The organism is Streptomyces sp. NPDC096013, assembly GCF_044763565.1.
Taxonomy (GTDB): Bacteria; Actinomycetota; Actinomycetes; order Streptomycetales; family Streptomycetaceae; genus Streptomyces.
Map to the genome: position 1 here is coordinate 137,182 of NZ_JBIWGK010000013.1, position 19,488 is coordinate 156,669.

The following is a 19,488-nucleotide window of genomic DNA, read 5'->3' on the forward strand; positions in this document are numbered from 1 at the left end:
CGTCCATGGCACCAGGAGGACTCCCGGCCTGATGCCGGTGACGGCGGCGCGGGGATCAGAGCCGCGTGGCCGTGCGGACCAGTCCGGCGAGGGCGACGGAGCGGCTGTGCGCGGGCCACGCGATGTGGGTGACGACGGGCGGCGCGTCGATCACGGGGACAGCGGCGTGCTCGGTCCACAGCCAGGCTCGGGCGGATTCGGGGAAGACGGCCATGGTGCGGCCGAGGGCGATCAGCTGGGCCAGCTGCGTCTGGTCGTGGATCTCGGGGCCCGGGCCGGGCGGGTAGACGTCGTGCCGGGGCCAGCGGGCGTGCGGAAGATCCGGAACGTCGGTGACGTCGGCCATGGTGAGGGACGTCCGCGCGGCGAGCGGGTGCCCGGCGGGCAGGACGGCGATCTGGCCCTCGGTCATGAGTTCCTCGCTGTCGAACCCGGCGAGGGAGTTGAAGGGCGCGTGCATGAGGGCCACGTCGGCCCGGCCGTCGCGCAGCATCTCCTCCTGTTCGCACATGCCGCTCGGCAGTACCTCGATCTCGGCGGCGCCGGGCTCGGCCGCGTAGGCGCCGAGGATCTTCTGCAGCAGTTCGTGGGAGGCGGCGGCCTTCACCGCGAGCACCAGACGGTTGCGGGAGCCGCCCGGTCCGTCGGCGCCGCCGGCGCGACGCGTACGGCGTGCGGCGGCGGTGGCCGCGTCGAGGGCCGCGCGTCCCTCGTACAGCAGCACTTCCCCGGCGCCGGTCAGGGAGACGCCTCGCCGGTTGCGCTCCAACAGGCGGACGCCGAGGCGCCGTTCGAGCTGCTGGATCGCCCGGGACAGGGGTGGCTGGGCCATGCCGAGACGTTCGGCGGCGCGACCGAAGTGCAGTTCCTCCGCGACGGCCATGAAGTACCTCAGCTCGCGGCTCTCCAGGGTGTCCATGGTGACAACCTACCTCTGTGATACCCGCCAGGTATGACAGAGCACCGTATCGGTGTTGGATGCTCCCCGCGCCCACGGGCGACCATCGACGGCATGAGCGAAACGAAGACCGCGCTGGTCACCGGCGCGAACAAGGGAATCGGGTACGCCATCGCCCAGGGGCTCGGCGCCCTCGGACTGCGCGTGGGCGTGGGGGCCCGCGACGAGGAGCGGCGTGAGACCGCGGTCGAGAAGCTGCGCGCCGCCGGGGTGGACGCGTTCGGGGTCCCGCTGGACGTGACTGACGACCGCAGCGTCACCGGCGCCGCGGAACTGGTCGAACGGCAGGCCGGGCGCCTGGACGTGCTGGTCAACAACGCCGGTGTATCGGGGGAGATGGACCCGGGATGGGTACAGGACCCGACCACGCTCGACCTCGAACTGGTCCGCAGCGTCGTGGAGACCAACGTCCTCGGCGTCATCCGCGTGACCAACGCGCTGCTGCCGCTGTTGCGGCGCTCTACGTCGCCCCGCATCGTCAACGTGTCCAGTTCCGTCGCCTCCCTGACCCGGCAGGCCGACCCGGCCATCGAGATCGGCCCCGTCATGGCGGCCTACGCGCCGTCGAAGACGTTCCTCAACGCCGTCACCGTGCAGTACGCCCGGCAGTTCGCCGGCACGGGCATCCTGATCAACGCCGCCTGCCCGGGCCTGGTCGCGACGGACTTCACCGGCTTCCAGGGGCCCCGCACCCCGGAGCAGGGAGCGGCCACGGCGATCCGGCTCGCCACACTGCCGGACGGCGGCCCAACCGGTGCGTTCTTCGAGGACGCCGGCGTCGTCCCCTGGTGACCGTGCACCGGCCGTGTGCTCTCACGCGTGCGGAGTGCGGCTCGGCGCTACGATCCGCTCGCCGCACCCGGTACGGGTGAGTGCGGGCCCGTTGTCCGGTTACCACCGCGGTGTTCAGGAGGGCGCTCACCCCGGGTAGGGAGCGGCCTCGCGCGCCGACCGGAGGGCGAGCGCCCACCAGGCCAACTGGTCGAGCACTGTCCGGGCGTACACAGGGGACCGGGGATCGAGCGGCCGACCACCCTGCCACGCGGTGAAGCAGTTCGGGAAGGCGAGACCGTCGCGGATCGTCACCGCGTGCAGTTCGGTCAGCACGTTCTCCAGGTGCAGCACCGCGTGCCGTCCGCCGGCGGCCCCTCCGTAGCTGACGAAGGCGACCGGCTTGGCCGTCCACTGGGTGAAGTGCCAGTCGACGGCCGCCTTCAGCGACGCGGGATAGCTGTGGTTGTACTCGGGGGTGACGAGGACGAACGCGTCGGCGCGCGCCAGGGCCGAGGTCAGCGCCGCCATCCCGGCCGGGCGGGGATAGTCGTCGCCGGCGAGCTTCGGCGAGACCGCCGGCAGCGCCAACGGGATGTCGAACTCGGCCAGTTCGACGACCTCCGCGTCGAAAACCCCGTGTGGGCCGACCTGTTCGGCCACCCACGAGGCCACGGCCGACCCGAAGCGCCCCTCGCGCACGCTTCCGACGATGATCACCAGCTGAGGTCTGTTCTCCATGCCCACCACGATCGGACGGCGCCGCGCGCCCAACCAGACCGTGCTCAGGCTGGCCCCCGCAGGGCCACGCCGGCCACTCCGCGACGGGTCGGCGACGCCGTAAGCTCGCGCCATGGCTTCGCCGTTGGGGGATTTCATCCGGACCAAGCGGGACAGCATCCAGCCCCGGTCGCTGGGCCTGCCCGACCGCGGCCGTCGCCGTTCACCCGGTCTGCGGCGCTCGGATCTCGCCACGCTGGCCGGCATCAGCGTCGAGTACCTGACCCGCATAGAACAGGGCCGTGACCGCAATCCCTCGGTGGCGGTGGTGAGTTCCCTCGCCGACGCGCTCGGCCTCGACCCGTCGGAGCGCGAGCATCTGCGCTACCTCACGAAGATCACCGGCGGCGAGTGCTCCGCCCACCTCCGACCCGGGCCGCCGCCCCGCGAGGTCCGCCCGTCGGTCCTGGAGACGCTGCGCCTCCTCGAACCCGGGATCGCCCTGGTCACCAACCGGCTGGGAGACGTCCTCGCCCGCACCAGCGGCTACGAGTCACTGACGAAGGGTACCGGACTGCTCGACTCCGACACCCCGAACCTCACGCGGTACGTCTTCACCGACCCCCGGGCCCGCACGTTCTTCACGGACTGGGACGCCATCGCGGACGAACAGGCCTTCGACCTGTGGCGCGGGCCATCCGTGGGCAACTACGAATGGTTCACTTCGGAACTCGCCCGCACCGCCGGCCCCGATGTCACCCGCCGCCTGAACCGGCACGTGGTGCCCCGACGCGGGGCGCTCCGCCTCGCCCACCCGTCCGGGTGCGAACTCCGGCTGCTCCGCGAGACGCTCGAACTCTCCGCGGACGCGCAGCAGTTGGTCGTCCTCCTGCCCGCCGACGACAGCACGGCCCAAGCCCTCGACGAACTCCGCCGCCTCTCGCACGGTCCGCTCCGCGCCATCTCCTGACCCACCCCGGCCCCCGGACGGCCCTGTGGTGCCCCGTCGTCGTAGGACGGTCATCACGCGTCCTCCACCAGGTGACAGGGCTGAGTCGACGAGGCCGGGGTAGTCGGGACAGTGACGAACGCGGCGCGATGAACGCGGTGCTGTGAGGAGAGGGGCGTCATGTCGGACGTACTGGAGCGCATCAAGCGGTTCGCGAGGAGCCCGCAGGGGCGGCGCACTGCCGAACAGGTACGCCGAGCGGCCGCCGACCCGCGCCGTCGGGCGCAGGCCCAGCGCCTGTTGGGCAAACTGCGCGGACGCCGCTGAGCACACCCGCTCCACGGGGACGTGGGGCGGGCGGCGGACACTACCGAAGGAGGATCGATCGCCATGGACAGTTCGTCACTTCGGGCGGTGGGCTGGGCCCGCACGCTTCCCCTGAACAGTGAAGTGAAGTCGGCCCGGGACTGGGCGCGTCAGCACCTGGATGCGCTGGGCTGGACCACCAGCGCGCCGGAAACCGCGGACGCCGTGGTGCTCACCGTCTCCGAACTGGTGACCAACGCGCACCGACACGCCCACAGCAGCGCCCAGTTGGTGATGACGTGCGACGACCACTGTCTCCATGTCTCCGTGCACGACAGGTCCAGCGACCTGCCGACTCCGCGCGAGACCGACATGGAACGTCTCGGCGGACGCGGCATGCTCCTCGTGGACGCGGTGGCCGACACCTGGGAGACGCGGCCCTGTCCGCACGGTAAGTCGGTCAGCGCCTGCTTCCACGCACCCGAGGCGAAGCCGCAGAAGGCGGGCTCGCAGCGGACGCCGCGGGACTGAAGGCCGTTCGAGCCGTCGGTGGGGCGGAGTTGAGCGCGGTGACCATCGCGGCCGTCGCGAGTCCACTGACATCCGGTTCGAGGACCCCGCTGCGATCGGCACCGAGACCGACGCACCGGCGAAGGCGGTCCACCTGCCGCGAGCAGTCGATGACCGCCATCCGCACGCACCCAGCGGCAGCGCGTCGCCCTGGCCCGGGTGCTCACCCTGCGGCCCCCGCCGGATCGCCGCATCCGATTCCACCACCCAGGTGTTGGGCAAAATGACCTCTGAGAGAGGCCCTGAGAACAGCGATGGACCACCGCGCACTCTTTACGATCTCCGGAGCTGTCCTGTCCGGCCTGGCCGCGGACTGGGCCGTCGGCTCCTCCACTGCCCTCGCCCGTGCCGAAGGCGGCAAACCGATCGGCGAGGACTTCGTCGCCTTCCTGGAGAACTCTACCCAGCACCTCGCCACGCTCCCCACGGAGCAGCGGCAGCACACCGCCATGCTGCTGGACGCCCACTTGGCCACGGTGACCGAACTCCTCAAGCACGGCCGCTGCAGGACGGCCGTCCGCGTCCGCCTCCTGCCAACATCACCAGCAGAGTCACGGCGTTACTTTTAGCTGCGGCAGCGAGAAGCTGTGTCCTGCACATGTTGGTACCAGCGTGTGTCGACTTCGCGTCCGTCGCCCAGCGTGAAGCGTGACGGTCCTGGCGCGGGGGTGAAGCCGGCTGTCGTGAGTGCTCCGCGAGAGGCAGCGTTCGTGGGTTCGGCGCCTGCGCGTACGACTTTGAGTCCGAGATGCTGGTGGCCGAGCTGGACAGCAGCGCGGAACAGTTCGATGCCCAGTCCTTGCCGGCGGTAGCCCGGGGCCAGCCAGCCCCCGATCTCGCCGGATTCCAGTCTCATGATCGTCGCGCCTGCATATCTGCCGTCGGCCAGGTGCACAGCCGTCAGTCGAACGACGCCATCGGAGTGCTCCTCGAGCTTCCTCATCATCGTTAAGCGGTCGCGAGCCTCGAACCGTGACAGGTCGTCATCCGCGCGCATGGACAACAACACCTGTCGCGTGTCCTCGTCCTGCACCAGCTCCTCAGTCCTGGACCCCAGCCACCGCTGAGCCTCGGCATCAGAACTAGCCGCTGCAGGAGCAATGACATCCAGAGCGATGAACGGCGTGTAGAACAGCAACCGCTCACTGCGCAGCACATGCCGGCCCGCACCGCACTTACCGCGCACAGGTGAGTGAAGCGGTCCCGTGGGCCGGCAACGCAGCGATCGCCCGCGAGACGGGGGTGCATCTGGACACCGTGCGCACCTGGCGGGTGCGCTTCGCCGAAGGAGGTCTGCCCGCGCTGGCGGACCGCAGGCGCTGTGGGCCGCTCACCGACGGCGGCATAGGCGCGGGCTGGATGCCCGGTTGCTGGTGGCCCTCAAGGACCTGTCCTGCCGCTCGTTGACCAGTTCGTAGAGGTCATAAGCGTGGGCCGCGGAGAGCTGGCGCATGGCGAAGCCGTCAAGGACGAGCTTTGGGCGGTTACGAGGGTGAGCCCCGCCGCTTCTGGTGGGTGCGGCGGGGCTCACGGTGACCCGGTGGGTCAGTGCAGTGCGGCGACCTCACTTGCCGACAGGGTCCGCGGATAGACGTGGACGTCGGCCACGGAGCCCGGGAAGGCCAGGTATGGAGTCGCGGCGGAGGCGCTGTTGACGCAGCCGCCGACGGTCAAGGGCATCGAAGAGTCGTACTGGGGGCTGAGGTTGGTGGCTGTGCCCACCAGGGTGCCGTTTTGGTAGAGGGCCATGTTGCCGGTGTTGGAGCTTCCGGCGACCGGTGCGCGGAAGGCGGCGACGAGGTGGGTCCAGGTGCCGATAGGGGCGGAGTTGTTGTCTCCCTCCGCGGTGGGGAAGTCGGCGTTCTCGTCGTTGGTGGTGGTCGTCTGGAACATCCAGGCGCTGCTTGCCTTGTCGTACGAGAGGTAGAAGGCCTGGTGTTGGGTCGTGCCCTGGCAGACGGCGGTGGTGCCGAGGGCTGAATTGATCTTCACCCAGGTCGAGATGGTGTAGTCGCCGAGCGTGTTGACGGCGCTCTGCTTGCTCTTGAGGAATCCGGTGCTGCCGTCGAAGGCGACGCTGCCGGCCGCCCCGCTCGGTGCGTCGGTGCCGAAGGTGGCGCTGCCGGAGGCGGTGAACGGGTTGAGGGCGGCGGTGTCACTGCCGTTGGCGGCGAGCTTCCATTCGTCTTCGGGCATGCCGTTCTCCCAGCCCGTCGGCACGATCACGCTGGTGGCGCTCGCCTGGCCCGGTTCCATCGCGAACGGGTAGACGTGGACGTCGGCCACGGAGCCGGGGAAGGCCGAGTACGGCGTGGTCGTATCGACGCTGTTGAGGCAGCCGCCGATGGTCAGGGGCATGGAGGAGTCGTATTGAGGGGTGAGGTTGGCGGCCGTGCCCATCAGGCTGCCGTTCTGGTAGATCGACATCACGCCGGTGTTGGAGTCGCCGTCGACCGGCGCCGTGTAGGTGACCAGGAGATGGGCCCAGGTGCCGACGGCGCCGGTGTTGGTGTCGCCTTCCGCGGTGGGGAAGTCGGCGGTGGCGTCGTCCGTGGTGGTGGTCTGGAACATCCAGCCCTTGTTGCCGCTGTCGTAGCCGAGGTAGAACGCCTGGTGCTCGCTTGTGCCCTGGCAGATGGCGGTGGCGCTGGTAGCCGAGTTGATCTTCACCCAGGCAGAGACGGTGTAGTCGCCGAGGGTGTTGACGGCGGTGTGGTCGCTCTCCAGGAAGCCGGTGCTGCCGTCGAAGGAGGCTGAGCCGGAACCGGCGTTGACCGCATCGGGGCCTTCGGCGCCGAGCGTCGCGCCGCCGACAGCGGTGAACGGGTTGTCTCCCTGGCTGTCGGTGCCGTCCGTGTCGAGTTGCCAATCGTCCTCGGGAGTGTCGCTGCCCGTGGCGAGCGGGACGACCAGGTTCGGCGCGAAGGTGAAGGCGTCGGTGTCGGTGTCGGTGACGTACAGGGCCGCCAGGTCTGCGTAGTAGGCGTTGGCCGGGTTGCCGTTGGACAGGTCGGCTGCTTTGACGGTGGAGGAGGTGGTGGTGCCGTCCGTGGAGACCGCTGAGGCGAAGTCGATGACCTGGCCTGAGTAGTTGTTGATCAGGTCGCTGTTCAGCTGCTCGCGTGCGGCCTCCTGGGTTGCCGTTCCTGGATGGGCGGCGGTGAACGGCGGGATGGTGGCGAGGTAGACGTTGATGGTGGCGTTCTGCGTGATCGCGTTGCCTGAGGCGTCGTAGGACTGGCTGTCATCCGTGTAGTACGAGCTCAATTGGCTGTTGAGCGAGACCAGTTCGTTCTCCACGTTCGATGCGCAGGTGTTGGCGTCGCCGGTGCAGTTGAGCAGGTCGGTGGCGCCGGTGGAGACGAGGACGGTGCGCACGTTGCTCTGGGTCAGTACGTTGCGGTCCGTGGGGTTGAGCGCATTGGTCGGGGAAGTAGCGCCGGTGATCTGCGGCAGCAGGTTGTTGCTCAGGCTGGAGCTGTTGGTGCCTGCGTTGAGCACGCCGTAGTCCACGGAGTTGTCCCCGACGGAGTCGTTGACCAGGGCGTCCGTGAAGGCGTCGCTGAGGTGGTGTCGGCCGTCGCCGCTCGCGGTGTCGCCGTTGACGCTCTGGTCGCCGTAGAGGACCAGCGAGCCGGTTGGAGCGGTGGTGGGGGTGGTGACGTCGATGCCGGCGAGGTAGGGCAGACCGGTGTAGGTGGTCTGTGTGTAGTTGGTGGCGGCGCTGTCACCGGAGCGGTTGGCTGGGTCGCTGACCCAGACGGGAGTCTGGGCCGCGCCGTGGCCGGGCATGGCGGAAGCGGACCCGTGAATCTGCAGGCTGACCAGGAGAGTCGCCTGCTGTGCGACGGTCAGGGTCACCGGGTTGCTGGTGACGTCGCCGCCTGCCGGGATCGTGACGGAGGTGGAAGGGGACGCGGGGTCGCCGAACGTCAGGGTCGTCGGGGTTGCCCCCGCGGTGGCGCCGCCTGCGGTGATGTCCTGCGGGGCGACGGAGGCCGCGTCGAAGGTCACCGGCGTGGTGCCCATGGCATTGGAAAGGTGGATGCGCACTCCGTTGCCGTCATCGGTGCCGACGCTGACATGGGCAGGGATGCGGAGCGTCTGGCCGTTGACGGTCGCGTTGCCACCGCTGGAGAGCTGCACCTTGGCGGTGTCCTGGACGGAGGACCAGGTACCGACCCAGTGCTGGGCACTTGACCCGCTTCCGGTGACCGCCATGGGCCGTACACCTACTCCGAGGATGTGCAGGCTCGGCTGACCGGCTTGGACACCGTTGGTGAAAAGGGGCAGGGAGATGCTGCTGATGACCGAGCCAGGGCACTGCAGGGGGACGCTGATCGCGTAGACCTTGGGGCCTGAACTCGGGCTGGTCTGGGTGTTGTTGCTGTGGTTCTCGTGGACCAGGGTGAGCGAGGCCGCCGAGGCCGGGCCGGAGAGCCAGTCCGGTACAGTGTCCAGCCGATAGCCCTGGTCGTAGGGGTCGCCATTGGGGTCAAGGCAGTTGTTCTTGGCGTAGGTGATGGTGCCGACCGCGCCCTTGGCGGCTCCGCCGGTGGCGAAGGCGAGGAAGACCACGGCGTCGCCGGTGTTCACCGCGCCGCTGCCCGGCAGGGTGACGGTCTGGCCGGAAGCGAGCATGTTGTCGTAGGTGCCGGTGCCGAACTTCGGCAGTGTGACCGTCGCGCCGTTCACGGTCACCGTCTTGCCGCTCTGCCAGCCCGAAGTGTTGGTCAGATCGGCGGAGTTGATGCTGTCGCCGGAGCCGTCGGCGTCGGCTGTACTGGTTGTGGTGGTGAAGGTGCTGGTGGCGGTGTTGTTCAGGCAGCTGCTGGTGGCGTTGATCGCGCAGGTCAGCGCCGGTGCGAGACGCAGTACGTCGACGCCGGCCTGGTAGCCCGTTGAGCCGGGGTTCTTGCCGCTGACCGTGAGGGTCAGAGTGTGCACCCCCTGCTTCAGAGTGAGCAGTTGTCCGTTGGCGTCCTTGGGGATGCCCAGGTTGAGGAACTGGGTGGTGGTGTACGCGTTGTAGGCGTCGAATCCGCTGATGAGAGTGGACTGGGTGCTTGTGCCCGCGTCCAGGACCAGGCGGTAGATGCCGTAGTCCTTGGCCTTGGTGAGATTGGCGCCGAATCCCCAGGGACCGGCCTTGGGGATGTCGAAGCTGAAGGTGGCGCTGTCCCCGCTGAGGACCTTCGATGTGGTGCTCTTGTCGCCGAGCATGGCCTGATACCCGTCGGCGAACGCGTAGCCGCTGTGGGCGGGTTGGCTCACCACTTGGCCGCCGGTGCTGGTGGTTGTGGCCTTCGGTACGACGGTGGTGGTGTTGTCCGTGTTGGTCGCGGTCCAGCCGCTGATCATCTTGTCGCCGTAGGCGTACGTCGGCGCGCTTGTCCCGGCGTAGAACGCGTAGGCCGTTTGGGAGATGGACGTCGATCCAGCCTGGTCCACAGCTTTGGCGTAGAGGGTGTGGGGTCCGGGTGAGCCCGGCGCGAACGCGGGGGAGGCGCTGCCGTTGATTGCCGACGTTCCGGTGCCGGGCCCGTTGTCGGCCGTGGCGTAGTAGATCTGGCCCTTTGTGATCTTGGTCCCGGCCGTAAGGCGGATGACGCCGCTGCTGGTGTACACCGTGCTGCTGAGTGTGGCGTCCAGGGCGAACAGGTAGCCGGTGACGTTGTTGGTGTGGTTGTTGCTCAGGACGAACGTGCCCTGGTCGCCGAAGGCCGCGCCGATCTGCTTGGCCGGGAACTGGCTGGAGGTCACCGTGGGCGCGGGTGGCGCGCTGGTGTCCACGGTGAAGGTCTGCGTCTTGGTCCACAGGCCCGAGCCGGTGCCGGCCCAGTAGCCCGCCGCGTTCTGGGCTGTGGCCTTCCAGGTGTAGGTGCCGTCCGGCAGGCTCGGTGTCGTCCAGTCGCTGCCGTTGGTGTTGTAGCGTGCGCGCTTCTTGGAGTCCAGGTTGGGGCCGTAGCCCTGGTGGATCATGGTGCCCGAGGAGTTGAAGACCTGGTAGTCGACGCGGAGCAGTTCGCTGCCGCCCGCCAGGTCGGGGTCGACCGCGCGGGCGGACAGCGTCGGGGTGTGTGTGGTGGTCATCGTCTTGCCCGAGCTCACGATCGACGGCTTGATCGCGGGCGTCCCCGTGCCGTTCTTGAGCTTCGGGCGGTAGCTGTAGGTGACCGACATGGTGGCGCCGCCGCCGTAGGCGAGCTGCTTCCACTGGGAGGCGTCATTCATGTCGGGCGACTGAACCATCAGCGTCATGCTGCTCCAGCCGCCGGCCGCCGCGCTCTGCGCGCGGGAGGTCACGTCGAACTCCAACGACGGCGGGCTGACATGGGAGTTGGAGCCGTCGGTGACCGGACAGGTGCCGGCCTCGTGGCTCGTGGGGTTGGTGCCGAGCGCACCGGTGCGTCCTCCGGGCTCGTGGCCCCAGTACAGCGAGGACGATCCCCAGCCGGCGGGGCGGTCGGTGCCGTAGACGGCGGCCGGGGTGTCGGCGCAGGAAGCGGCGGAGAGCTGCTTCACGTACAGGGAGGCGTGGCTGACCACGGCGCCTTTGATGCCGCCTGTGTTGATCTGGTAGTAGGTGCGGGCGCGTTCACCGTTGCCGGGGGTGCTGTTGTCCCAGCCTTCCCGGGCGTTGGTCGCACCGGTGGTGGATGTCGAGTTGTAGACGTTCCATCCGTTGTCGGAGATGCGGGCCCAGTCGAGTTGGGAGGGTCTGCCGCTCCACTCCGGGTCCACATAGACCGGGTAGGTGGTGCTTTTGTCGGTGAGCAGGGACCGGTCCAGGCCCAGCAGTTGCTTGCCGCTCTTGAGGGTCACATGGACCTGGGCGCGGTGTTTGCCGACCCTGGCCGCCGCGGTGTGCTCGGCGCGGGCCGCCGAGACGGTTGCCGTCCGGGCGAGGGGAACACTGGCGGGTTTCTGGCCCGTGCTGTCCCACATCAGGGCGGTGTCGCTGTGGAACACCGTCTTACCGGTGCGCTTGTCGGTCGCCTGGGCGCCCCCGTTGGAGGTGGCGGCCAACTTGACGTTGGTCGAGGCGGTGTTGAGGGTGAGGCTCCGCAGACGCGGGTCGGCGGCGGCCTTGGCGGTCTTGACCACCAGGATCGAGGAGTAGCCGGAGGCGTCCGCGGTCAATTGGAGGTCGACTCCGGGCAGCACCTCGGGGTACGTGGCGGTGTCCTTGGCGACCACCGGCTTGGGCAGCGCGCCCGGCCAGGAGAAGCCCAGCTTGTCGCCCCCGCTGCGCATTGTGACCAGGGCGCCGGAGCCACCGTCGGAGAAGGCCACCCGTGTCACGGCGGCCTTGGGGGCCCAGGTTCCATCCGTCTGTTGCACCAGAGTCGTGTTGACGGGGACCCATTTGCCCTGCTGCTGCACGCGCTGCGGCATCGAGGAGTCGGTCCAGGTGAAGGTCCCGTCCGGGTTGGCCACCACCTCCGTGCTGGTGTCGGTGAGTTGGTCGACGGTCACCGGCTGGCCCGTTGCTTTCGCCTGCGCGGACGCCGACTCCGTGGGGTTGAGACGCCTGGCGGCGGACGGGGAGTCGTTGCTCTGCGGTGTGGCCGGTGAGCTGGGCAGTGCGTGAGCGGGTGTGGTGGCGGCGAGTGAACTCGCCGCCAGAGCCGTGATGATGGCGGCGGCGATCGGTCTTGACGCGGGGCGTCTGGACGCGCGCATGAGTGTGCGAGAGGAGGGCATCGAGGTTGTGGTCCTTCGCGGGGTCAGGCGGTTCCCCCCGTGGGCCCCGCGCCGTGTGCATTCTGTGCGGCTGGTGTGAGCCCGGTCCATCGACAATTGGTCGACATGTGACCATGTGTAGTCCGTTATTGACGCATGCAGGTCAGAATGCGTTTGAGTCTGTGCGGTTCCTTTGCTTTTCCTCGGAGAACGCTTTGCCTTCACGGTCGGCCTCTGGCTTAGCGTGATCCTTCGCGGGGGGCTTGACCGACGTGTGCCTCCGTTCTGACGTTCTCTCAAACTGCCCTGACCCAGGGGGACTTGAGCAGTTTGGGATCGGGGAGGGGACGCACAGCATGGCGCGGATTTCGGGGTGGAGACGCGGACGGGCGGCCTGGGCCGCCCGGCGGATTCGGCGTACGGCCGGCGTGATGGCCGGTGCCTTGGTGGTGGGGTTGCTGCCCGCCGGCGTGGCCACAGCGGCTTCAGCGACACAGCGGCATGTGTCGATTCCCGCCGCTCCACACACCAAGCGGGTCCCGCTGACCCATTCCCGGCCCAAGTGGGGCTCCGCGTCGAAGAGTTTCAAGCACTTCGATCCCAGCGGGCATGCGAAGCTCCCCGCGCCGGGCAGCGCGGTGGTCACCCTGCCGGTCGCCGCCTCGACACGGCTGAGCGCCAAGGCGACCGAGGTACGGGCCAACGGCACCCCCGTCCTGCTGAGTGATGTCGCAGGAGCAGGGGCCAAGGCGAGCGCCGTCACCGGGTCGCAGCGCGTGCGGGTGAGCGTTCTGGATCAGAAGGCCACGCAAGCGGCCGGCGTCCACGGCGTGCTCTTCACCCTCCAACGCACCAGCTCCGGCGGGGGGAAGGTCGCCCTGCGGGTCGACGACTCCTCGTTCCGCAACGCCTTCGGCGGTGACTTCGCCTCGCGTCTGCATCTGGTCCAACTGCCCGCCTGCGCCCTGACCACGCCGACATTGACCAAGTGCCAGGCCCAGAGTGTCGTGCGCACCGCCCCCGGAACTCCGTTGTCCGCGCAGGTCAGCATGACCGCCCCGAGTACCGAGACCGCCCATGCCGCCGACTCGGCGACGGCGTCCTCCGGTGCGCTGGTGGTCATGGCGGCGACCTCGGGCACCTCGGGTTCGTCGGGTGACTACTCGGCGACCAGCCTGTCGCCAGGTGGATCCTGGTCGACCTCGGGGAACACGGGAGCGTTCACCTACAGCTACCCGATCTCCGTGCCGGCGGCGATCGGAGGAACGGTCCCGAACGTCGATCTCTCCTACAGCTCCGCCAGCCAGGACGCGCGCACGGAGGGGACCAATAACCAGTCCTCGTGGCTGGGCGACGGCTGGACCTCGGCCGAGAACTACGTCGAGCGCACGTACAAGTCCTGCGGAGACGACTCAACGTCGAGGGCCCCGGACAAGGACGGCGACCAGTGCTGGGCCGGGCAGATCCTCACCCTCTCCCTGAACGGCACGTCCACCGACGTCGTCTACGACGACTCGGCCAAGACGTTCCACCCTGTCGACGACAGCTCCACCATCAAGATCGAAGACCTGACCGGCGCCACGAACGGCACGGCGAACGGGGAGTACTTCAAGGTCACCGAAGGAGGAGTGCAGTACTTCTTCGGCCGCAACCGCCTGCCGGGCTGGACCAGCGGCAAGGACGAGACGAAGTCCGTGTGGACCGAACCGGTCTACCACGCGCACAGCGGAGTGTCCGACTGCCCGGACAGCACCGATTTCGCCGCCACCTCCTGCACACTCGGCTACCGCTTCAACCTCGACTACGTCGTCGACACCCACAGCAACGCCACTGCCTGGTACTACTCGCCGGAAACGGGTTACTACGGCGCGGACATGAAGAACACCGCCGTGCCGTACACCCGCGGCGGAACTCTCTCCCGCGTGGACTACGGCATGACCGCCTCGACGATCTACTCGGGCACCGCGCCGGAGCAGGTCCTGTTCGACGCGACCGCCGAGCGCTGCATCGCCGGCACACCGTCCGGCAACACCTGCGCCGACAGCCAGTTCACGACCGCCAACGCCGCGTACTGGCCGGACGTGCCGGTGGACCTCAACTGCGCGTCGGGGTCTAGCTGCACCAACCACGGCCCGAGCTTCTGGTCCCGCAAGCGCCTGACGTCGATCACCACGCAGATCCAGTCGGGCGGCGCGACCAAACAGGTCGACAGGTACACCTTCACTCAGTCCTTCCCTGACGGCGGTGACCACGCCCCCACCTTGTGGCTGGACTCCATCAAGCGCACCGGCCTGGACACCCTCGGCGGTGCGACAGGCAGCATGTCCACCCCGGCGGTGAGTTTTGACCCGCCGCTGCAACTGGCCAACCGGGTCGGCACGATCCCGCAGATGCCACTCATGTACCACGACCGGATCCAGACGGTCACCAACGAGTCCGGCGCGCAGACGACGATCACCTACGACCGCCCCGACTGCACCAAAGCACCGGCGAGCGACCCCAACGACCCGACCGACGCAGCAGCCAAGACCTTCGCCTCCACCAACACGCTGTCCTGCTTCCCGGTGTACTGGACTCCCGACGGGCAGCCCGCGCCCTGGATGGACTGGTTCTACAAGTACAAGGTGACGTCGGTCCTCACCGAGGACCCGAACAACTCCTACCAGGACGGCACCCAGCCCAAGCTGGAGACGGACTACACCTACAAGGGCAGCCCGGGCTGGCACTACGACGACAACGAGACCGTCAAGGCCAAGAACCGCACCTGGGGCCAGTTCCGGGGCTATCCCGAAGTCGACGTCACCACCGGCGACCCCACCGTCTTCCACAACACGAATGGCGTCGCGGTCCACGACCAGAAGACGCTCACGAAGACCTACTACTTCCTGGGCATGAACGGCGACACCCTGCCCGGCGGCAAGACCCGCTCGGTTCCGGCACTGACCAGCCAGGACGGCGCCACCTCCGTCGCCGATGACAACGCCCTGGCGGGGCAGACCTTCGAGACCGACACCTACACCAGCGCCACGGGCAGCCTGGACAAAGCCGTGGTCACCGTACCCACGATCATCGGTCCCACGGCCAGCCGGAGCCGCAGCGGACTGCCGGACCTGACGGCACAGATGGCGCGGCCCGCCAAGACGCTGACCCGTCAGGCCGTCTCCTACGGTTGGCGCAAGACCGAGACGGACACCTTCTACAACACAGCTCTGGGCAAGTCGACCACGGGCATGGCGGTGCAGGTCGACGACCGCGGTGAGACCGCGGCCAGTGACAACGTCGCCAAATGCACCTACAACCGCTACCTCACGGGCAGCGTCGACACCCTGGTGGTGGCCGCCGAGGCCATCACCACGGCACAGGACTGCACGACCGCGGGCGCCACCCCCAGCGGCACCCTGATCTCCGACACTCGCACGTCCTACGACAACAACCAATTCGCCTATGACGGCCAGACGAACCCCACCCTCCCCACGACCGGAGACGCCACCCTCGTCCAGACAGCGTCCGCCGCCAGCGGCGCCACCGCCACCACCTTCGTCGACCAGACTGCAACCAAGTACGACTCCTACGGACGCCCGACCAAAGCCACCCGGACACCCAACTCCACCTCACTGGACAGCAAGAGCCTCGCCCAGAGCGTCTTCACCACCTACACACCCTCCAGCGGCGAACTGCCCAGCAGCACGACGACCGTCACCCAGGTCACACCCGGCATGGACTGCTCCACCGTCACCGTCTCGTCCAAGGACTGCCAGCTCGCGACCAGCACCCTGGACCCGGCCCGGGGTCTGCCCACGGCCAAGACCGATGCAGCCGGCAGGCTCACCTCACTCACGTACGACGCATTCGGCCGCCTGACCGGGGTGTGGCTGCCCAACGCGAACAAAGCCAACAGCGCGCCGGCGAGCACGACCTACACCTACACCATCTCCCAGACGGCACCGTCGATCGTCGCCACCAACAGCCTGCTCGAAAACGGCAGTTACCAGACCAGCGAGACGCTGTTCGACGCGATGCTGCGGCCCCTGCAGGTCCAGAAGACCGGGGAGAATTCCAGCACCGCGGTCACGGACACCCAGTACGACTCCCACGGCTGGACGGTCGCCACCAACAACAACTACAGCGTCTCGGGCAGCCCCCGCAGCAGCCTGATCCCCGTGTCACAGGTCTCCATCCCCGACACCACCGTCACCGACTACGACGGACAGGGCCGGGCCGACCTGGTCACCGAGGAACACGCCGGGCTCATGACCTGGACCACGACCACCGCCTACACCGGGGACAGGACCGTTGTTCTCCCGCCGAAGGGAGGGGTGGCCTCCACCACGGTTGTCAACGCTCGCGGCCAGACCACCGAACTCGACCAGTACACCGCGCCCCCCACCCTGTCCGGGACCGCGGCCACCGGCTTCACCGCCACCGGCGGCACCACCTCCGCCACCACCTACACCTACACGGCCGCGGGCCAGCAGCACCAGGTCACCGGCCCCGACAAGTCGGTGTGGACGTTCAACTACGACCTGCTGGGCCGCAAGGAGTCACAGACCGACCCGGACACGGGCGGGAGCAGCTACCACTACGACGACGCCGGCAACCTGCTCTCCACCACCGACGCCAAACAGGTCGAACTCGACTACACCTACGACCTCCTGGGCCGCAAGCTCACCGCCACCGACAAGGCCAAGTCCAACTTCCAGTTCGCCTCCTGGACCTACGACACCTTGCGCATCGGCATGCTGACCTCGTCCACCCGCTACGTCCAGGGCACCACCGGCGGCTACACGATCGCCGCCACCGGCTACACCACGCTCGGCAAGCCGACCGGCACCAAGGTCACCTTGCCGGCGTCCGAGGCACCGCTGCCCTCGACGTACACCACGACCTACACGTACACGACCCGCGACCAGTTGCTCGCCACGCAGAGCGACCCGCGCACCCAGGGCCTCACCAGTGAACTCATAGCCTACGACCGTGACGCACTGGGCAACCCGGTCGCTTCCGGGAGCAGTGCCTTCGCCTACGTCAGCGGGACCGTGTACAACGACTTCGGTCAGCCGTCCCAGGTCACGATGGGGGCCTCGACCAACTCGGCAACGGCCACCTACACCTATGACGACCAGACGCTCCGACTGAAGGAACGTGTGATCGACCGGACACAGGCCCCCGGCCCGACGGTCGATGACAGCAAATACTTCTACGACGCGTCCGGCAATCCCACCACCACCATCGACCAGCAGTCGGAGACCGGAAACACCGTCACCGACCAGCAGTGCTACAACTACGACGGCCTGGACCGGCTCACCGACGCCTGGACCGCCAACGACAACTGCAACGCCAGGCCGCCGACCAGCAGCACCGTCACCTCGACACCAGGCTCCTACTGGCAGTCCTTCGGCTACTACGCCATCGGCAACCGTCGTCAGACCATCGACCACGCCATCGGGACCGGCGGCAGCACCGCCACCACCGCCTACACCGACGGTTGCACCGCGAACTGCAACTCCACCGGTGCCCAGCCCCACACTCTGACCGCCACGACCGGCGGCACGAACCCCACGGCGTTCGGCTACGACGAAGACGGCAACCTGCACACCCGCACCCCCACTACCGGACCTGGCCAGACCCTGACCTGGGACGACGAGGGCCACCTGGCCCAGGTGGACACCACCGGCAGCAGCCCCACGACCACCAAGTACCTGTACGACGCCGACGGCAGCCAGCTCATCCGCCGCGACCCCGGACAGACCACGCTCTTCGTCGGCGACACCGAGATCGTCGTCAACACCAGCGTCACGCCCAACACCCTGCTCGGCGCCGTCCGCACCTACAGCCACGGAGGGACAGGCGCTCCCGTCGCCATGCACTCCAGCCTCCCAGGCGGCGGAGGTAAGTACCTCTTCGGTGACGCCCACGGCACCTCGACCCTGGCGATGGACACCACCACCCAACAGGTTGCCCGCCAGCAGTACACCCCCTACGGCCAGCAACGCAGCAGCGCCAACACCGTCACCTGGCCCGACCCCACCCACTCCTACCTCGGCAAACCGCAGGACACCACCACCGGTTACACCGACGTCGGCGCCCGCAAGTACGACCCTGGCCTCGGAAGCTTCATCAGCGCCGACCCCGTCTTCGCAGCCACCAGCCCGCAACAAATGGGCGGCTACACCTACGCGGGCGACAACCCGGTCACCGGCAGCGACCCGACCGGGCTCATGCTGCAGATGACTGAGGGCGGTGGAGACGGCACCAAATCCGCTGAGATCCTCGACGGCTCACCCCCTGACAGCAACACCAAGAAGGGTTGGGGCGGCTGGCTCGGCGGGGTGGTCCGCACGGTGGTCGACCAAGGCAAGAAGACCGTCGTCGGTATGGTCGAGTCCCCCTACCTCCAGTACGAATCAGACAAGAAATGCCTCACCAGCGGCGACAACTGCATGAACCTGCTGTACCAGATCGATCCCGCTATGGCCGGCGCCAATGCTGTGGTGGGACGCGGATCTGAGATCTACGGCGACTTCGCCCACGGCAGAAGCGCCCAAGGCACCGGAAAGCTGATCTTCGACATACTCCTGCTCGCCACGACGCGAGGCGCCGGCGAAGAAGCCGAAGCCGAAGCCGCGGAAGCCAGAACCACGCCAGAACCCGCGCGCTGCAGCTTCGCCCCCGCCACCCCCGTTCTCCTGGCCAACGGCAAAACCAAACCCATAGGGCACATCAAACCCGGCGACAAGGTAGAAGCCGCAAACCCCACCAACGGCAAACACCAAGGTGCCCGCACCGTCCAACACGTGTGGATCAACCACGACCACGACCTGCTCGACCTGACGATCCGCACCAAGCACGGACACACCGCCACTCTCCACACCACCGCCAACCACCCCTTCTGGAACGACACCACCCACGGCTGGGTCTCGGCTGGTGAACTCCACAAGGGCGATGCTCTCAATACGGCCACTGATCACCACGTTTACGTCATCGCCACCCGCTCCACTCCCGGCACCGCCAACCGCTGGAACCTCACTGTTCAGCAACTCCACACGTACTATGTCCTGGCGGGCGGCGTCCCGATCTTGGTTCACAATACGGATCCTTTGTGTCGCATACCTGCGGGGCAGCCTGGAGCAGGACGGTTTGCTCCGAATCCTCATCGACTGCAGGCCGGGCAACTGGATAGCGATGGAATGTTGCGTGGCACGAATGAGACCGGGCAAACTACAAGCCGCGGGAGCTTTCGTGTTGCCACAGAGGATGGCGCCTGGGACAATGCGGAAGTTGGGCCCAATGCGGGACGGCTATGCCCGACACAAGGGCCGAACTGCGCTGGGGAGGTACGGGTTGCACCGCGAACGCCTGATGTAACGCGGGACTGGGATGTGAGTCATAACCCGTCCTGGACTAATCGGCAGTTCGATCCTGGTGTTTCCCGTGAGGAAGTGCTCGACAATTACCAGGAGGGCACAGGCCTTGAATGCATACCCTGTAACCGCGGGGGTGGAAATGACGATTCTAGGTTTGGTTAGCA

The 19,488-nt window shown here is 67.9% G+C and carries 11 protein-coding genes; 7 read left to right on the top strand and 4 right to left on the bottom strand.

The features are described 5' to 3' along the window. Window positions 1-55: 55 nt before the first annotated feature. The gene (locus ACIRB1_RS35110) at window positions 56-919 is read right to left on the bottom strand and encodes a LysR family transcriptional regulator (RefSeq protein ID WP_352178518.1); all 864 of its coding nucleotides are present in this window, start codon (window positions 917-919) and stop codon (window positions 56-58) included. A gap of 93 nt (window positions 920-1,012) precedes the next feature. Here ACIRB1_RS35110 and ACIRB1_RS35115 point away from each other — a divergent pair, with 93 nt between their 5' ends. Beyond that, window positions 1,013-1,750: an SDR family oxidoreductase gene (locus ACIRB1_RS35115; RefSeq protein ID WP_403468298.1), complete on the top strand. Its 738-nt coding sequence runs from the start codon at window positions 1,013-1,015 to the stop codon at window positions 1,748-1,750. 126 nt (window positions 1,751-1,876) lie between these two features. Here ACIRB1_RS35115 and ACIRB1_RS35120 read toward each other — a convergent pair whose 3' ends face one another. Beyond that, window positions 1,877-2,470, bottom strand: a complete 594-nt coding sequence (locus tag ACIRB1_RS35120; RefSeq protein ID WP_403468299.1) for an NADPH-dependent FMN reductase — start codon at window positions 2,468-2,470, stop codon at window positions 1,877-1,879. A 112-nt stretch (window positions 2,471-2,582) separates the two neighbouring features. On the opposite strand from ACIRB1_RS35120, the gene ACIRB1_RS35125 reads away from it, so the two are divergent. From ACIRB1_RS35125 to ACIRB1_RS35140, 4 genes are all read left to right on the top strand, one after another. Beyond that, window positions 2,583-3,419, top strand: a complete 837-nt coding sequence (locus tag ACIRB1_RS35125) for a helix-turn-helix domain-containing protein (RefSeq protein ID WP_403468300.1) — start codon at window positions 2,583-2,585, stop codon at window positions 3,417-3,419. 159 nt (window positions 3,420-3,578) lie between these two features. Continuing rightward, window positions 3,579-3,725, top strand: coding sequence for a hypothetical protein (locus tag ACIRB1_RS35130; protein WP_352178522.1), 147 nt, complete (start codon window positions 3,579-3,581; stop codon window positions 3,723-3,725). 63 nt (window positions 3,726-3,788) lie between these two features. Then, on the top strand, window positions 3,789-4,235 hold the full coding sequence (locus tag ACIRB1_RS35135) for an ATP-binding protein (RefSeq protein ID WP_352178523.1): 447 nt from the start codon (window positions 3,789-3,791) through the stop codon (window positions 4,233-4,235). A gap of 293 nt (window positions 4,236-4,528) precedes the next feature. Continuing rightward, complete coding sequence (locus tag ACIRB1_RS35140) at window positions 4,529-4,843, top strand: hypothetical protein (protein WP_403468301.1); 315 nt, start codon at window positions 4,529-4,531, stop codon at window positions 4,841-4,843. Here ACIRB1_RS35140 and ACIRB1_RS35145 read toward each other — a convergent pair. Continuing rightward, complete coding sequence (locus ACIRB1_RS35145) at window positions 4,840-5,430, bottom strand: GNAT family N-acetyltransferase (RefSeq protein ID WP_403468302.1); 591 nt, start codon at window positions 5,428-5,430, stop codon at window positions 4,840-4,842. The genes ACIRB1_RS35140 and ACIRB1_RS35145 overlap by 4 nt on opposite strands. A 32-nt stretch (window positions 5,431-5,462) precedes the next feature. Here ACIRB1_RS35145 and ACIRB1_RS35150 point away from each other — a divergent pair, with 32 nt between their 5' ends. Further along, window positions 5,463-5,681 carry a helix-turn-helix domain-containing protein gene (locus ACIRB1_RS35150; protein ID WP_403468303.1) on the top strand — a complete coding sequence of 73 codons (219 nt, stop codon included), beginning with the start codon at window positions 5,463-5,465 and terminating at the stop codon, window positions 5,679-5,681. A 138-nt stretch (window positions 5,682-5,819) separates the two neighbouring features. On the opposite strand, the gene ACIRB1_RS35155 is transcribed toward ACIRB1_RS35150, so the two are convergent. Then, complete coding sequence (locus tag ACIRB1_RS35155) at window positions 5,820-11,960, bottom strand: LamG-like jellyroll fold domain-containing protein (protein WP_403468304.1); 6,141 nt, start codon at window positions 11,958-11,960, stop codon at window positions 5,820-5,822. A 431-nt stretch (window positions 11,961-12,391) separates the two neighbouring features. Between ACIRB1_RS35155 and ACIRB1_RS35160 the strand changes: the two genes are divergently transcribed. Beyond that, the gene (locus ACIRB1_RS35160; protein WP_403468305.1) at window positions 12,392-19,486 is read left to right on the top strand and encodes a polymorphic toxin-type HINT domain-containing protein; all 7,095 of its coding nucleotides are present in this window, start codon (window positions 12,392-12,394) and stop codon (window positions 19,484-19,486) included. Window positions 19,487-19,488 lie beyond the last annotated feature (2 nt).